This window comes from Providencia sp. wls1916 (genome assembly GCF_009706585.1).
In the GTDB taxonomy this organism is placed as follows: Bacteria; Pseudomonadota; Gammaproteobacteria; order Enterobacterales; family Enterobacteriaceae; genus Providencia; species Providencia lanzhouensis.
The window spans coordinates 163726-179886 of record NZ_WLUL01000017.1 but is presented as its reverse complement, the minus strand read 5'-3'; the positions used below and the strand labels follow the sequence as shown (position 1 = coordinate 179886).

The window sequence follows — 16161 nt, the reverse complement described above, 5'->3', positions numbered from 1 at the left end:
CTTGCTAGCGATTAGCGCCATATTCATGGCTGATTTCTTTAGCGGCTTTGATCACCATCGCTCCCAGCTCTGTTACCCGATCATCGGTGATCCGCGAAAGTGGTCCAGAAATTGAGATCGCGGCAAATGCCTCTTTATGCTCATCATAAATACAGGCACCAATACATCTTAACCCCAGCGCATGCTCTTCATCATCATAAGAAAATCCTTGTTTTTTAGCTTGTTGCAGATTTTCTTTCAATGCTGATGGATTAGTTAATGTATGCGGTGTATAGGCATGTAAGCCTTTTTTGCCCAGTAATGGAATTAGCTGCTCTTCAGGCAAATTGGCAATAAACGCTTTTCCTGCACCCGATGCATGTAATGGCAGCTTTCCGCCAATTGGGGCAGACATGCGCATTAACGCATTACATTGCACCTGGTCAACAATCACAGCGTCATATTCTGTGTGATCCAAAATCGCTAAATTGACGGTTTCGCCAGATTCTTCCATCAAACGGCGTAATATTGGATGGACAAGGGCTAATAAATTACGACTTTCAAGGAAGCTACTGCCGATGATAAAGGCATGAGAAGCGATGACCCACAACCCAAGATCCCCTGTCTGGCGCACAAAACCGTGCTGCTCTAGGGTCATTAATAAGCGGTGAGTTGTGGAATTAGGTAAACCAGCTTGAAGGGCTAAATCGGTGAGAGCGATCCCCCCAGTTGATTCAGAAATGTATTCCAAAAGCGTCAGTCCACGGCTTAAGGATTGAACTTGTCCGGCAGCCGTAGCGCCACTCGCAGGTCCTTTTGCCTTCTTTATTTTTTTAGTAATGGGTGTAGCCGCCATCAAGTGTCTCCTGACAGGAATGAGTATTCGTTTCTATTATGAATGATTTCATTCAAAAATACTCATCGGATCAGCAAAAAGTCGATCTTTGGCAACCTGAAAAACTCTCATCATAACGACGAATTTTCTCTTCTGAAGTTATGGTAGGATGTGATTCATACAAATTTAGTTTAGTTTCAATTCATTGACGATTTAGCTGTGCGAAGTCACAGCATGGGGCAGATTAAGCCGAGGGATTATCATTTTCAGGAGGACAGTGCAGTGTCCAGCAAGAAAAACCAATTAGAACAACAATTAAAAAATAGAATTCTCGTCCTAGATGGTGCGATGGGAACGATGATCCAACGCCATAAACTCTCTGAAGAGCAGTTTCGCGGCGAGCGTTTTGCAGATTGGCCAAGCGACTTGAAAGGCAACAATGACTTACTTGTGCTAACTCAACCTGAGATTATTCGCGATATCCATAGCCAATATTTTGCGGCAGGGGCGGATATTGTTGAAACCAATACGTTTAACTCCACCACCATTGCGATGGCGGATTATAAAATGGAAGCACTTTCTGCGGAAATAAATGAAACCGCAGCTCGCCTTGCTCGTGAATGTGCCGATGAGTGGACATGTAAAACCCCAGAAAAACCGCGTTATGTGGCTGGGGTTCTGGGACCAACAAACCGTACAGCATCGATCTCCCCTGATGTGAATGATCCGGCCTATCGCAACGTGACGTTTGATCTGCTGGTGGACGCGTATCGTGAATCCACACGATCGCTGATTAAGGGTGGTGTCGATCTGATCATGATCGAAACTATCTTTGACACATTAAATGCAAAAGCGGCGATTTTTGCCGTAGAAACTGAATTTGAATCCCTTGGGATCCACTTGCCTGTGATGATTTCAGGGACTATCACTGATGCTTCGGGGCGAACTTTATCGGGGCAAACCACGGAAGCATTTTACAACTCATTGCGCCACTCTCAGCCGTTATCATTTGGGCTTAATTGCGCATTGGGACCTGATGAACTGCGTCAATATATCGCTGAATTATCTCGTATTTCAGAGTGCTATGTTAGCGCTCACCCCAATGCAGGGTTACCGAATGCATTCGGTGAATACGATCTTGATGCCCAAAATATGGCGCAGCAGATCCGCGAATGGGCGGAGGCTGGCTTTTTAAATATCGTCGGTGGATGCTGTGGTACCACGCCACTTCACATTCAAAAAATGGCACAAGCCGTTGAGGGACTAAAACCTCGCCAGTTACCAAAATTACCTGTGGAATGTCGGTTATCCGGTTTAGAACCGCTGAATATTGGTGCGCAATCTCTATTTGTGAACGTTGGTGAGCGCACTAACGTCACAGGCTCTGCAAAATTTAAGCGTTTAATTAAAGAAGAAAATTACCAAGAAGCCCTTGATATCGCTCGCCAACAAGTGGAAAACGGCGCGCAGATCATCGACATCAATATGGATGAGGGCATGTTAGATTCCCACGCGGCGATGGTGCGTTTTCTGAATTTGATCGCGGGAGAACCTGATATTGCACGAGTGCCTATTATGATCGACTCCTCGAAATGGGACGTGATCGAAAAAGGGCTGAAGTGCATCCAAGGCAAAGGGATCGTGAACTCCATCTCCATGAAAGAGGGGGTTGATGCCTTTATTGAACACGCCAAATTAGTCCGTAAATATGGTGCGGCAATGGTGGTCATGGCGTTCGATGAAGTGGGGCAAGCTGATACCCGCGAGCGTAAAATCGAAATTTGCCGCCGCGCATACCAAATATTAACGGAAACGGTCGGTTTTCCACCTGAAGATATTATTTTTGACCCGAATATTTTTGCAGTTGCTACGGGGATTGAAGAGCATAATAACTATGCTGTTGATTTTATTGAAGTCTGTAAAGATATCAAAGATCAACTGCCCCATGCGTTGATCTCAGGTGGGGTGTCTAACGTCTCTTTCTCATTCCGAGGCAATGATCCGGTGCGTGAGGCAATTCACGCTGTTTTCCTGTATCACGCGATCCGCAATGGGATGGATATGGGGATCGTCAATGCGGGGCAACTGGCCATTTATGACGATCTTCCCGCCGAGCTCAAAAACGCGGTAGAAGATGTGATCCTCAATCGCCGAGAAGACGGCACTGAAAAGCTACTGGAACTGGCTGAAAAATACCGTGGAACAGGAGGACAAGAGCAGCAAGTTCAACAAGCGGAATGGCGCAGCTGGGAAGTGGAAAAACGGCTTGAATACTCGCTAGTGAAAGGGATTACGGAATTTATTATCCAAGATACGGAAGAGACTCGCCAACGTGCGTCAAGCCCGATCGAAGTGATTGAAGGCCCGCTAATGAACGGCATGAACATGGTGGGTGACTTATTTGGTGAAGGAAAAATGTTCCTGCCCCAAGTGGTGAAATCCGCCCGCGTGATGAAGCAAGCCGTGGCGTACTTAGAGCCGTATATTCAGGAGCTAAAACAGTCGGGAAGCAGTGCAGGTAAAGTATTACTAGCGACGGTGAAAGGGGACGTACACGACATTGGCAAAAATATCGTAGGTGTCGTTTTACAGTGTAATAACTATGAAATCATTGATTTAGGCGTCATGGTGCCGTGTGAAACGATCCTTAAAACCGCCCGGGAACAAAACGTCGATATTATCGGTTTATCGGGTCTGATTACGCCGTCATTGGATGAGATGGTGCATGTAGCAAAGGAGATGGAGCGACAAGGGTTTACCTTACCACTATTGATTGGAGGCGCAACGACCTCGAAAGCTCATACTGCGGTGAAAATCGAGCAAAACTATTCAGGACCTACGGTCTATGTGCAGAACGCATCCCGTACGGTGGGGGTCGTCGCTGCATTACTTTCAGCAACCCAAAAAGCCGAGTTTGTTGCCCGAACGCGTCGTGAGTATGACACGGTTCGCCTGCAACATGGGCGCAAAAAACCAAGAACGCCACCCGTTACATTAGAAGCCGCTCGCGCTAATGGGGTGAATATTGATTGGCAACAGTACCAGCCGCCGGTTCCTAAATTCCTAGGCGTTCAAGAAGTGACGGCTTCCATTAAAACATTGCGTGACTATATCGATTGGACACCATTCTTTATGACATGGTCATTGGCTGGTAAATACCCGCGAATTCTCGAAGATGAAGTGGTCGGGGAAGAGGCGCGCAAATTGTTGTCTGATGCCAATGCGATGCTCGACACGTTGGAAAGCCAAAACTTACTGACGCCAAAAGGGATTTTTGGAATTTTCCCAGCAAACCGCGTGGTGGATGATGTGGAAATCTATCGTTCCGATGCTCGGGATGAAGTCCAAGCGGTGGCACTTAATTTACGCCAACAAACGTTGAAAACCGATTTTCCGAACTACTGTTTATCCGATTTTGTGGCACCGAAAGAGAGCGGTAAAGCGGACTATATCGGTGCATTTGCCGTTACTGGCGGGTTAGAAGAGGATGCGCTGGCCCAGCAGTATGAAAATGCCCACGATGATTATAATAAAATCATGGTGAAAGCCTTGGCTGATCGCTTAGCAGAAGCCTTTGCAGAATATCTGCATCAACAAGTCAGAATTCAGTATTGGGGCTATGCGTCAGAAGAGGCGTTGAGTAACGAAGAGTTGATCCGTGAGAATTATCAAGGCATTCGCCCTGCGCCGGGTTATGCCGCTTGCCCTGAACACACAGAAAAGGAAAAAATCTGGCAACTTCTGAATGTGGAAGACAAAATTGGTATGAAACTGACTAGCTCTTACGCCATGTGGCCGGGAGCCTCGGTGTCGGGTTGGTACTTTAGTCACCCTGATAGTAAATACTTTGCGGTGGCACAGGTGCAAAAAGATCAAATTGAAGATTATGCCAAACGCAAAGGAATGACGGTCGCAGAATTAGAACGCTGGTTAGCGCCAAACTTAGGCTATGACCCAGAAGATTGATTTGAACCATAAGATTGATTTTTCAGTTATTCGCCTCCATCTTATAGGTAGGAAATCTATTGGGAGCAAATGATGAGCTATGAATTTATAATTGAAGGAAAACTGCCGTCCTCGGTAGTTTATCCTTATCAGATCCAAAATAGCGCCGCGCCAGAGACATTTATGATGAGCGAAGACGCGGTGAGTGCCATGATGAGTATTTTGCAAATCATGGACAAATTGGATACTGAAGATTCATTGACGGAACATTGCTTTAACCAAATTTGGTTAAGAAGCGAGTTAACGCCAGCAAGAGCAGAAGAAATTTATCTGTTCTTGGAAAACCAAGAGCGGGTTGAGCCGATCCCTTCACAAGAGGAAATCGATGCGTTTTATCAAGCTCAACAAGCAGAAGATAAGTTACTCTCTAAAGAAAGTACCAAAGAAGGTATGGTTCCGGTTCATAAATTTGCGACCAATGATGGCTGGTTAATTACAGCGAAAGAGAGTGGATTAATTGCCGAGGTATTTTCAGAAGAATTAGTGGGTGAAAACCATTTTGTGGTTTCCCAAATATCGACGCTATGCAAAATTAGCCATCAAAAATTGGAATTGATTTTAATTGAGTGGGGTAAGTTTAATTTATTTGCCAGTAAGCATGGTGGATATCGCGTTAATTAATTTTGGGCATTAAGACAATTTAATTATTAATTAGAGGGTGATTAGCTCGTTTTATAACCAATTACGATAATCACCCAAATTATTTTCTTAAAAATTCACATCATTTGGTTATTTTCTGCTTATAGTCCTTATGATTTTTGTATGGGAATGATATCTTATATAGCAGTGGTCAATGCCAAGCTGTGAGTAAATGTCATGAAATTACCCTCTCTCTTATTTAGTTTCTGCATTATCTGTGCCCCTTATGTGCAAGCAGAGCCAATAGAGTCGGGTTCGTTTCATAACCAGCCAACCAAAGCGGCTGCTAACCAATCTTCCAACCCAATTATCACCCCTGTGGTTTTGACGCCTCAGGCGGACTCCGCTTTAGTTGAACCTTTACCTAAAGCCCTTGAAGTGACTGAGCCAAGCAACCTTCCAACCGATTTTCAAAGCAGTATTAAAGAGGCCAATGCGGGTAAAGTTGATGCCATGATTGACGTGGGTGTCGCTTATTTGGATGGCACAGACTTTCTCGATTCCGATGAAAATAAAGCCTATTACTGGTTTAAGAAAGCTTCTGATTTAAATAGTAATGATGGTGATTACTACATCGGGATGCTGGCACAGCGCAAAAAGGATTATGAGCAAGCGGGTAATTGGTATCGTAAATGCGCCGAAAAAGGCGATGCATACTGCCAATATGCGATGGGCTATTTATTTGAGCGTGGTTTAGGTGTCGAAAAAGACTATAAACAAGCTCGCGCTTGGTATTATGAGGCCGCAGAACAAGAGCAAGAGTATGCACAGTTTGCCATTGGGTTGTTCTACCATGATGGGCTTGGTGGTGATATTGACTACAATAAAGCTTTTACATGGTATGAGCGCAGCGCACGTAATGGCGTAGCCTCTGCCGTGAACAACTTAGCCGTGATGTATGAAAATGGCGAAGGCATGGAAAAAGATGAGGATACGGCGATTTACCTGTATCGCCAAGCCGCGAACATGGGCTCCCCAGTTGCACAAAAAAATATGGGAGACTTTTACAGCAAAGGTCATCCGCTCGTTGAGCAAAATAACTACCAAGCCGTTTACTGGTATAAGCGCGCGGCAAACCAAGGTGAATTTTCGGCTCAATATGCGTTAGCGCAAGCGTATGAGACAGGCGATGGCGTTGGGCAAGACCTGAGCGAAGCCTTCAAATGGTACCAAATGGCGGCAGATAATGAATCTGCTGAAGCCGCTATGAAAGTGGCTGAGTATTATGAAAAAGGCCTTGGCGGCGTTAAACCGGATATGGCGAAAGCCACCCAGTGGTATATCGAATTAGCGGATTCAGATATTGTCGACGCACAATTAAAGTTAGCGAACTTATATCTGGCGGGTCAGTTGAAAGATGTTGAGATCCAGCAGATTGTGAAGTGGCTGGAAGTCACTAAAGAAGACAATATGGAAGCAAAAAACCAGTTAGCGATTTTTTATCTGACTGGAACTGGGGTTCAGCAAGATAGCCAAAAAGCACGGGAGCTTTTGGAGTCTGCGGCATTCAAAGAAAACAGTGATGCGCAAAATAACCTCGGCGTAATGTATGCCCGAGGAGAAGGTGGCAGTAAAAATATTTTCCGCGCTATTATGTGGTTTGAGCGTGCGGATAAACTGGGTAATGTGACCGCAAAAAATAACTTAGCATTATTGCAAAAAGACCATAATGCAAAAGCGAATATGCTGCAATATACAGAAAGTGTAAAAAATTCATTGCCTTCTAAAAAATGAATCACTGAAAGAATCCATTCCATTTCATTTAAAAGCCAATAACCTTATTAATACTGTTGGCTTTTAATCATCTCTATCTATTTTGCTGTTTTCATCGTAATGACAAATATCATTTTGATATTCTTAAAAATTACTTTCTTACTCTTTCTTTTAAGATAATTACGTATTTCTACACCATAAAATTTATCAATCTTTGTGAATTAGGAAGCTATTTTTATTTAGCTAAATAATGAAGTATAGTTTTATTAACTGGTTCTTTGTTGAGTCTTTGTTGTAAATCTCTCCATTAGATTAGAACGAGTTTAGTTGTTTTTTGAGCATGAAAAAATGAGGTGTTAAATGAGCACTTATTGTTTTTTTATTAAATCTGACGAAGTTGTTGCGTTAGAGATGACTGAAACCCAAAATGCTACCGAGTTAGTGAATATGGGTTACCAAAAGCAGTTTGAAGAGATTGAGGCGAATAGCAAAGAATTAGCGTTAGCGCGCTTTGCAGATATTCGCGGAGAAGAGCTAAAAAGCACTTATGCTTTTGCAGGTGAGTCGACGTTTAGTGGGCTGATTACCTCTTTCCTAAGTCGTTAAATTTATTTTTATTAGCAAGTCAAACGGGCAATCAAAAGATTGCCCGTTATCGTTTATGGATTGCTATTATTTATGGTTAGCTATCCGCTATCACTCAAAAAGATTATTGTGCAGTGTGCGAACAATCTCTTCCGCGTCGTTACCTGGCACAAGCAGACAAATATTATGGCTGCTAGCACCGTAGCTGATCATACGGATATTAAAGGATTCCAACGCGCCGAAAATCTGTTTGCCGAGCCCGTTCACTTGTGAAAGTTGGTTACCAATAATCGCCACCAGAGCCAGGTTTTCTTCCACTTCTACACGGCACAGCGCGGATAATTCGGTCATTAAGGCATTAGTCAGCAAGCTACCATTAGTGCCTGTTGAGCCCGTTGTATCTAATGTCAGTGCGACACTCACTTCCGACGTGGTGATCAAATCCACGGAAATATTATGGCGCAGCAAGATAGTAAAAATCTCTGCCAGGAAACCACGTGCATGCAGCATTTTCAAACTGTGCAAGGTCAGTAACGTTTGTTTGCGGCGTAATGCGAGCGCTCTAAATTGCGGAGGGTTTTCCGTTTGGTCGCTGACAATCGTCCCGCCTGCTTCTGGGGCTTTACTCGAGCCGACGAATACAGGGATCCCCGCACGCACTGCGGGTAATAACGTGGCTGGATGCAGAATTTTTGCTCCGAAAGTTGCCATTTCAGCGGCTTCATCAAAGGCGATTTCATCGATTTTTTGGGCATTCGGCACCACACGAGGGTCGGTGGTGTAAATGCCGGGTACATCCGTCCAAATATCTACGCGGGATAGGTTCAATACTTCAGCCAGTAAGGCAGCGGTATAGTCACTTCCTCCGCGCCCTAGTGTGGTAGTGCGCCCTTTGGCATCACGCCCAATAAACCCTTGAGTGATAACAATCGATTCGGCTAAGCGTGGAAGTAATTGCTGCTGTGCGAGCACTTGTAGCTGTTCAAGATCCGGCTCAGCACGACCAAAGCTTTCATTGGTTCTCATCACTTTACGGACATCAAACCATTGTGAGGATGCCCCGCGCTGGCGCAATACTTCCACAAACAGTAATGTGGACATAATCTCACCGTGGCTGACCATTTCGTCCGTTAAGGCATCAGAAGTGGCAAGAGAGGCGGAATCAGCTAAATGAGCGATGTTCTCAAGTAGACGGTCGATTTCTTCGCGAATAACGTTCGCAGTTTGCAGGTGTTCGATAATGTCATACTGAGTCTGTTTGACTCTTTGCAGTAGCTCATTGCGTTTATCAGTGTCGCAGCCTTCAGCGAGTTCAATGAGTAAGTTGGTGATCCCTGCACTTGCAGAAAGCACAACCACACGAACTTGATCATTTGCCAGTACGATATCCGCACTTTTATTCATGGCGTCGAAGTTAGCGACGCTTGTGCCGCCGAATTTTGCGATAACAAACTGATTACTGCCAGCTACTGTATTCATTTTCCAATCCCTTTAATTAAACCGCCTATCTTTAAATAATGCATGAACCCAAAATAATTCCTGCGGCGCAGGCCGAATACGGCACGACATCAACAGCTTGAAATACGTTGGAGTAATAGATTTATCGACTTTGGCACGTATCGTCAATAATGAATCGAGGTAAATCAGTAATTCTAATGATGGGCAAATGATTATCGGTTTTCTCAATATCATTTTTGGGATGAGATGACAGTGGCCGTTAGGTTTGGGAGAATAGACCTAACAACAGCAGATTATGAGAACGCAGAAAACCGATAAGCTTCGTGTCCTCGGCGAGTTACAATCTATTATTATTTGAAATTGTTTTGGAGGTGTTATCCATGAAAAGTATCAATCCAAGCCAGACGGCGGCATGGCGAGCGCTAGAGCAGCATTATGCAGACATGAAAAATGTGCATATGCGTGACTTATTTGCACAAGATAAACAGCGCTTTACGAAGTTTTCAGCCACTTTTGATGACCAAATCTTAGTGGATTTCTCCAAAAACCGTATTACACAAGAGACATTGGACAAACTTTTGGCATTAGCCAAAGAAACGCAACTGGAAGATGCAATCAAAAGTCTGTTCGGTGGTGAGAAAATCAACCGCACTGAAGATCGTGCTGTGCTGCATACCGCATTACGTAACCGCGACAATACCCCAGTGCTGGTGGATGGCAAAGATGTGATGCCAGAAGTGAACGCTGTACTGGAAAAAATGCAGCAATTCAGCGCACGCATTATCAGTGGTGAGTGGAAAGGATACACCGGTAAAGCCATTACTGATGTGGTGAACATTGGGATTGGTGGTTCAGATCTGGGACCATTTATGGTGACTGAGGCGCTACGTCCTTATAAGAACCATTTAAATATGCATTTTGTTTCTAACGTTGATGGTACTCAAATTGCAGAAACATTGAAGGATCTCAATCCTGAAACTACGTTATTCCTGATTGCATCGAAAACATTTACGACGCAAGAAACCATGACCAATGCGCATTCAGCGCGTGAGTGGTTATTGACGTTTGCCAAAGATGAAAAACATATTGCGAAGCATTTTGTGGCGCTTTCAACGAACAGCGAACAAGTCGCAAAATTTGGTATTGATACCAATAACATGTTTGAATTCTGGGATTGGGTTGGTGGTCGTTACTCTCTGTGGTCAGCGATTGGTTTGTCTATCATTTTATCCGTCGGTTGTGAGAATTTCGTTCAATTACTGAGCGGTGCTCATGCAATGGATAAGCACTTCACGCAAACGCCTCTAGAAAGCAATATCCCTGTTTTATTAGCGCTGATCGGCATCTGGTACAACAACTTTTTTGGTTCAGAAACTGAAGCGATTCTCCCATACGACCAATACATGCATCGCTTTGCCGCCTATTTCCAACAAGGCAATATGGAATCAAACGGGAAATATATTGACCGTAATGGCAATGCAGTCACTTACCAAACAGGTCCGATTATTTGGGGTGAACCGGGAACTAACGGGCAACATGCGTTTTACCAGTTAATTCACCAAGGGACAAAAATGATCCCATGTGACTTTATTGCGCCGGCAGTGACACATAACCCGCTGGGGGATCACCACGCTAAGTTGCTGTCTAACTTCTTTGCACAAACGGAAGCATTAGCCTTCGGTAAAACCCGTGAAGTGGTGGATGCTGAATTTGCTGCGCAAGGTAAAACTGTCAAAGAGATGGAATATGTGGCGCCTTACAAAGTGTTTGAAGGCAACCGCCCAACTAACTCTATTTTACTTAAAGAGATCACTCCGTATTCATTAGGGGCGCTGATCGCTATGTATGAGCATAAAATCTTTACCCAAGGTGCAATTTTGAATATTTTCACCTTTGACCAATGGGGGGTTGAGTTAGGTAAGCAACTGGCGAGCCGTATTCTGCCTGAATTGGAAAATAGCCAAGCGGTAGAGAGCCATGATAGCTCTACCAATGGGCTGATTAATTGCTATAAAAACTGGCGTTAATGGCGTTTTTTTAAGCGACTAATAGCCTGTAATTGGCAGGCTATTAGTATCCTAATAAAATACGATTTTTAAGCTAACTCATTATAAATCAAATATTTTTCACAAAATTTTTACAATTTGTGTTGAATTAGCGACTTTTTATATAAATTGTTATCTATCTTTAACCTTGCACAATAACAACGTGCTATTCTATCGCCCAATAATTTAGATGAACGATGCTGGTTGTGGCTTTAATACGCTAGACGTTAACAAGCTTGAGTAGCAATCAGGGGATAACCATAATTACTATGGTGGAATTTGATTGAATGCCTGAAACGATTTTTACCTCTCACCCGATAAACTGGTTAGAAGAGGGCGACGAGAGTGTTCCTGAAAGTGTATTAGATTGGTTGCAAGAGCAAGGGTCGATGACCAAGCGGTTTGAGCAGCATAGTCAGAAAGTGACGGTAATACCTTATTTAGAACGCTATATCTCACTGGATATGCTCACCGCCGACGAACAAAAATGCTTACCAATTAGTGAGCGTTATTGGCTACGGGAAGTGATTATGTATGGGGATAATATCCCTTGGTTGATTGGCAGAACGCTGATCCCAGAAGAGACGCTCACTGATAATGACAAAAAATTAGTGGATATTGGGCGTGTCCCATTAGGGCGCTACCTCTTTAGTCATGAAAACCTAACCCGAGATTATATTGAAATGGGATCCAGCGCTGACCGATGGGTACGCCGCTCCCTACTTAGATTGTCCCAAAAACCATTATTATTAACCGAAATATTTTTACCTGAATCACCTGCATATAGATAACTATCTAACATAATTCAAATAACGTTTATGGGTAAAATAGAAGCATAAAGGAGCACGATAACGTGGAGGGAAGTATGGCGCTAAGTAAATGGCATGCATACAGCCGTTTAATGCGTATTGATAGACCTATTGGCTCACTGTTATTACTGTGGCCAACCTATTGGGCGCTGTGGATTGCCGCCCAAGGCACGCCAAGTTTGCATATTCTGATTGTCTTTACGGCCGGTGTATTTTTAATGCGTGCCGCAGGCTGTGTTATCAATGACTTTGCTGATCGTAATTTCGATGGGCATGTAGAAAGAACTAAACACCGACCACTGCCTAGCGGTGATGTTACGGAAAAAGAAGCAAAAATTCTATTTGCTGCGTTGGTAGGGCTCTCTTTCTTATTGGTATTGAGTCTGAATACCATGACCATCTGGTTATCGGTCGCAGGCTTAGCGCTAGCGTGGATCTACCCGTTTGTGAAACGTGTGAGCCATTTGCCTCAAGTAGTCTTGGGCGCTGCATTTGGCTGGTCAATCCCGATGGGATTCTCAGCAGTTAGTGAGTCCTTACCACTAGTTTGTTGGTTACTGTTTTTAGTGAATATCATCTGGTCAGTGATTTATGACACGCAGTATGCCATGGTCGATCGTAACGATGATTTAAAAATTGGCGTGAAATCAACGGCGATTCTGTTCGGTCAATATGACAAGCTGATTATTGGTTTGCTGCAAATTGTGATGGTTGGCTTGCTGGTGGTGATTGGCTCATTGGCTAACTTAGGCATGGTTTATTATGGTTCGTTAGTGCTAGCCGCTGCGCTGTTTGTTTATCAACAGCAATTGATGGTGAACCGAGAACGAGCGCCGTGTTTCAAAGCGTTTATGAATAATAACTATGTTGGCTTTATTCTGTTTATCGGTATGGTGATTAGTTATTTTTAACCGCTAAAACGGGATAAGAAAAAGGGTAATGCAGATGCATTACCCTTTTTTATTGCTGAATATCATTGAGTTGCGATATTACTCTTGCGAGGTTTCTGAGTCTTCATCAGCACTTTCCGGCGTATTTTTCGGCGCTGGTTTTGGTGCGGAAAGTTCTTCAGTTTGGCTAACGCTCTCAATGGTCAGACGGATTTCCGGTGACATCAAGCGTGCAAGCACGGCGTACAAGTTCTTCGCATTCGTCGAGAAAATATCATTCTCGTTATTGTCGATATAGCCTTCTTCTTTGAGGGTATCGACCAGTGTTGAGAACACGGCTTTATCAAAGAATTCAGGGGCGTTAATACCGTGCAGAACGGACAGACGCTGCGCGAGCATACGACTCTCTTTCTCTAACGTATTGCGGCTGACTTCTGGGCTTGCATTGAGCAATGACAGTGTAATGGCGTAGCGTTGCAGTGTTTCACGAACACCAGCTGCCAGTAGCTGTAACGGACGGATACGGCGAGGATTTAACACCACCATATTCTCATCTTTCAAGCAGATCAGTTGTTGGTTATTCAGCTCATCAATCAATGTATCCACTGTTTCCGTAAGCGCGTTTGCGTCATAACGCATAAACAGCTCAGCTTTCAGGAATGGATAAATCAGCGCAACTTGCTGGTGGATTGCATCACGGCTAATGCGCTCATGGTGCAGCACAATGCTGGCGATAAGCGAAGGCAGAACCAGTAAGTGATGAATATTGTTACGGTAATAGGTCATTAAGACGGCATTTTCGCGTGGCAGAATAATAATATCCCCCATGCTGTCTTTTTCGACTTCAAACTTGTTCATCTGCAAAGCGTGTTCAAGCAGCTCTTCAGCCGTTTTGTTCGGCGTAGTTGCATCGGCTGTGTAAGGCACATTGCGCAGTAGCTGTAGATAGCACTCGATTTGTTCAAGCAGCTGTTCACGGGTGAGCGAGCGCTGACGTGAAGCCAACAATGCCGTTGAACATAGGTTAATCGCGTTGGCAGCTGCCGCATTATTGATATTCACCATAATGTTATCGGCTAAGCTGCTGACGGTTGGGTTTAACCAGCTCGGGCGCTGTGGTTCAATCGGGTCGATAGATTCACGCCAATTTGGTACGCGGTTATTTAAGTACTGGGTCAGTGAAATTGGTTGCCCAAAGTTCACATAACCTTGACCCAAATTACGTAGTTTACGCAGACCACGTACCATGGAGAAGAAGCCTTCTTTCTCTTTCTCAGCGCCACGCAGCTCTTTTGCGTAAGTTCCTACTTCCATCACATGCTCATAACCAATATAGATAGGAACGATGGTGATAGGGCGGGAGTCTCCGCGTAGCATCGCTTGTAGGGTCATCGACAAGGTACCGGTTTTCGGTTCCAGTAAGCGACCTGTACGTGAACGACCGCCTTCCACAAAGTATTCAATCGAATAGCCGCGAGCAAATAGCTCACTGAGGTATTCGCGGAATACGGTGGAATAGAGTTTATTACCTTTGAACGTACGGCGAATAAAGAACGCACCTAAACGGCGGAAAATAGGACCGGCTGGCCAAAAGTTAAGGTTAATACCCGCCGCAATGTGTGGTGGCACCAAGCCTTGGTGATAAAGCACATAAGAAAGCAGCAGGTAGTCCATATGGCTACGGTGAGAGGGCACATACACAATTTCGTGACCATCTTGCGCCAGCTGGCGAACGCGCTCAGCATGTTGAACATTGATCCCTTGGTATAAGCGGTTCCATGTCCAACCGAGTACACGGTCAGTCAGTCGCACTGCTTCATAAGAGAAGTTAGCTGCAATCTCTTCCATCATCGCCACGGCATTTTGCTGAGCTTTTTGTAATGGGATTTTTTTACTGCGCGCTTCGTCTTCAACGGCTTTTTCAATCGCTTTAGAGGATAGCAGCTTATTAAATAGCTCATAACGGGCAGGCAGTTTTGGCCCGACCGCAGCTAAACGCTGACGAGAGTAGTGAATACGTGCTACGCGAGCAAGTTTATTGGCAATGATGGTGTCGGTGCCATGTTCTTGCGCCATCTGACCAAGAGAAATACTCGGAGAGAAACGTACAAAGCTATCGCGCCCTAACCACAGGACCGCAAAGAATTTTTGCACACCGTTTAGGAGTTTTAGCGGGGCAGGCTTATGCCCTTCGCGACCCGGCGCACGTCCAAACATGACGGATGCAGGTAGCATTTGAATATCAAGATTTGGATTGTTTTTATGCAAATCCAGATACGCATGGAATATTTTTACTGACTCTTTACGTGGATCTGGGGAGTAGTAACGGAACACGCGCGGACCATCATCAATAAACACATAGGCTGGAAGCTTGGTGCCATTGATGTCGTTATCCACTAGCGGATCAGGTAAACCAATCGCTAAGCATTGTTGGCGAAGCGTGAGCAGGTCGGACTTTGAGTGATATGGCAAGACGTACAGCGTTGGCTTGCTTGGGTCAAGCTGTAACTCTGTTATCGGATCCGTTGGGATTAGTTTACTTTTTACCAATAATTTCAGTGGTAAATTCAACGTGTTGTAATATATTTTACGCCATAGTGACATAAATGATTATAGCCTCTTGTTAGTAATGCTGCGCAATCATAGCAGAAAGCAACGTTTAGATCTGTTATCGATAATTCACTTTGACTGCAAAAGTTGATTATTGTTTAAAAATTAAGGAAAAAATATGGCAAGTCAAACTAAGGGACTCACTCGAGTCATCAAAGCGGCTGGATACTCCCTTAAAGGTTTAAAAGCAGCATGGGTAAATGAAGCTGCATTTCGTCAAGAAGCGATTGCTGCTATCATTGCGATAATTATAGCTTTTTACTTGGATATTAGCCAAATTGACAGAATTTTGTTGATTGGTTCAGTTGTATTAGTCGCAATCGTTGAGTTAATTAACAGTGCAATTGAGGCGGTTGTTGATCGTATTGGCAGTGAATACCATGAATTATCTGGGCGAGCGAAAGATATCGGCTCCGCAGCCGTGTTCGTCACGATAGGATTAGCTCTGTTTATCTGGGGAACCGTATTATGGGCACGTTATTTTACGGCTTAGTGGGCTAAAAACAGTAAAAGAGATAAAAAGCCAGAAATTCATCAACAAAAGCAGGTTTTGGCTAATTTAACAGTTCCCAATACCCATTTACCTGTATATA

The 16161-nt window shown here is 44.2% G+C and carries 11 protein-coding genes; 8 read left to right on the top strand and 3 right to left on the bottom strand.

Features of this window, described 5'->3' with window-relative positions; all coding sequences use genetic code 11:
- Positions 1-4: 4 nt before the first annotated feature.
- Positions 5-835: a glyoxylate bypass operon transcriptional repressor IclR gene (gene iclR / locus GKR61_RS12650; RefSeq protein ID WP_036955435.1), complete on the bottom strand. Its 831-nt coding sequence runs from the start codon at positions 833-835 to the stop codon at positions 5-7.
- Positions 836-1096: 261 nt separating this feature from the next.
- On the opposite strand from iclR, the gene metH reads away from it, so the two are divergent.
- The 4 genes from metH (at position 1097) to GKR61_RS12630 (ending at position 7777) form a co-directional block, all read left to right on the top strand.
- A complete protein-coding gene (gene metH / locus GKR61_RS12645) occupies positions 1097-4780 on the top strand; it encodes a methionine synthase (protein WP_272537375.1) in 3684 nt (1227 codons plus the stop codon).
- 72 nt (positions 4781-4852) lie between these two features.
- The gene (locus tag GKR61_RS12640; protein WP_036955429.1) at positions 4853-5440 is read left to right on the top strand and encodes a hypothetical protein; all 588 of its coding nucleotides are present in this window, start codon (positions 4853-4855) and stop codon (positions 5438-5440) included.
- Between the two features lie 195 nt (positions 5441-5635).
- The gene (locus GKR61_RS12635) at positions 5636-7192 is read left to right on the top strand and encodes an SEL1-like repeat protein (RefSeq protein ID WP_036955425.1); all 1557 of its coding nucleotides are present in this window, start codon (positions 5636-5638) and stop codon (positions 7190-7192) included.
- A gap of 339 nt (positions 7193-7531) precedes the next feature.
- Entirely contained in the window at positions 7532-7777 is a 246-nt protein-coding gene (locus tag GKR61_RS12630) for a hypothetical protein (protein ID WP_036955421.1), read from the top strand.
- Between the two features lie 90 nt (positions 7778-7867).
- Here the strand turns inward: GKR61_RS12630 and lysC are convergent, their stop codons facing one another.
- Positions 7868-9235 carry a lysine-sensitive aspartokinase 3 gene (gene lysC / locus GKR61_RS12625; protein ID WP_036955418.1) on the bottom strand — a complete coding sequence of 456 codons (1368 nt, stop codon included), beginning with the start codon at positions 9233-9235 and terminating at the stop codon, positions 7868-7870.
- Between the two features lie 359 nt (positions 9236-9594).
- Between lysC and pgi the strand changes: the two genes are divergently transcribed.
- From pgi to ubiA, 3 genes are all read left to right on the top strand, one after another.
- Positions 9595-11241 (top strand): glucose-6-phosphate isomerase, encoded by a 1647-nt coding sequence (gene pgi / locus GKR61_RS12620; RefSeq protein WP_154599665.1) that lies wholly within the window; start codon positions 9595-9597, stop codon positions 11239-11241.
- Positions 11242-11546: 305 nt separating this feature from the next.
- Complete coding sequence (gene ubiC / locus GKR61_RS12615; RefSeq protein ID WP_036955412.1) at positions 11547-12050, top strand: chorismate lyase; 504 nt, start codon at positions 11547-11549, stop codon at positions 12048-12050.
- A 74-nt stretch (positions 12051-12124) separates the two neighbouring features.
- Positions 12125-12979 carry a 4-hydroxybenzoate octaprenyltransferase gene (ubiA, locus tag GKR61_RS12610; protein ID WP_036955408.1) on the top strand — a complete coding sequence of 285 codons (855 nt, stop codon included), beginning with the start codon at positions 12125-12127 and terminating at the stop codon, positions 12977-12979.
- Positions 12980-13057: 78 nt separating this feature from the next.
- On the opposite strand, the gene plsB is transcribed toward ubiA, so the two are convergent.
- A complete protein-coding gene (plsB, locus tag GKR61_RS12605) occupies positions 13058-15562 on the bottom strand; it encodes a glycerol-3-phosphate 1-O-acyltransferase PlsB (protein WP_154599664.1) in 2505 nt (834 codons plus the stop codon).
- A 124-nt stretch (positions 15563-15686) separates the two neighbouring features.
- Between plsB and GKR61_RS12600 the strand changes: the two genes are divergently transcribed.
- Positions 15687-16061 carry a diacylglycerol kinase gene (locus tag GKR61_RS12600; RefSeq protein ID WP_036955402.1) on the top strand — a complete coding sequence of 125 codons (375 nt, stop codon included), beginning with the start codon at positions 15687-15689 and terminating at the stop codon, positions 16059-16061.
- Positions 16062-16161: the final 100 nt, after the last annotated feature.

What these genes read in the sequence shown, in the direction of transcription:
- GKR61_RS12635 (WP_036955425.1), top strand. Translation starts at nt 5,636, where the DNA reads ATGAAATTACCCTCTCTCTTATTTAGTTTCTGCATTATCTGTGCCCCT.
- pgi (WP_154599665.1), top strand. Translation starts at nt 9,595, where the DNA reads ATGAAAAGTATCAATCCAAGCCAGACGGCGGCATGGCGAGCGCTAGAG.
- ubiA (WP_036955408.1), top strand. Translation starts at nt 12,125, where the DNA reads ATGGCGCTAAGTAAATGGCATGCATACAGCCGTTTAATGCGTATTGAT.
- GKR61_RS12640 (WP_036955429.1), top strand. Translation starts at nt 4,853, where the DNA reads ATGAGCTATGAATTTATAATTGAAGGAAAACTGCCGTCCTCGGTAGTT.
- iclR (WP_036955435.1), bottom strand. Translation starts at nt 835, where the DNA reads ATGGCGGCTACACCCATTACTAAAAAAATAAAGAAGGCAAAAGGACCT.
- plsB (WP_154599664.1), bottom strand. Translation starts at nt 15,562, where the DNA reads ATGTCACTATGGCGTAAAATATATTACAACACGTTGAATTTACCACTG.
- GKR61_RS12630 (WP_036955421.1), top strand. Translation starts at nt 7,532, where the DNA reads ATGAGCACTTATTGTTTTTTTATTAAATCTGACGAAGTTGTTGCGTTA.
- lysC (WP_036955418.1), bottom strand. Translation starts at nt 9,235, where the DNA reads ATGAATACAGTAGCTGGCAGTAATCAGTTTGTTATCGCAAAATTCGGC.
- ubiC (WP_036955412.1), top strand. Translation starts at nt 11,547, where the DNA reads ATGCCTGAAACGATTTTTACCTCTCACCCGATAAACTGGTTAGAAGAG.
- GKR61_RS12600 (WP_036955402.1), top strand. Translation starts at nt 15,687, where the DNA reads ATGGCAAGTCAAACTAAGGGACTCACTCGAGTCATCAAAGCGGCTGGA.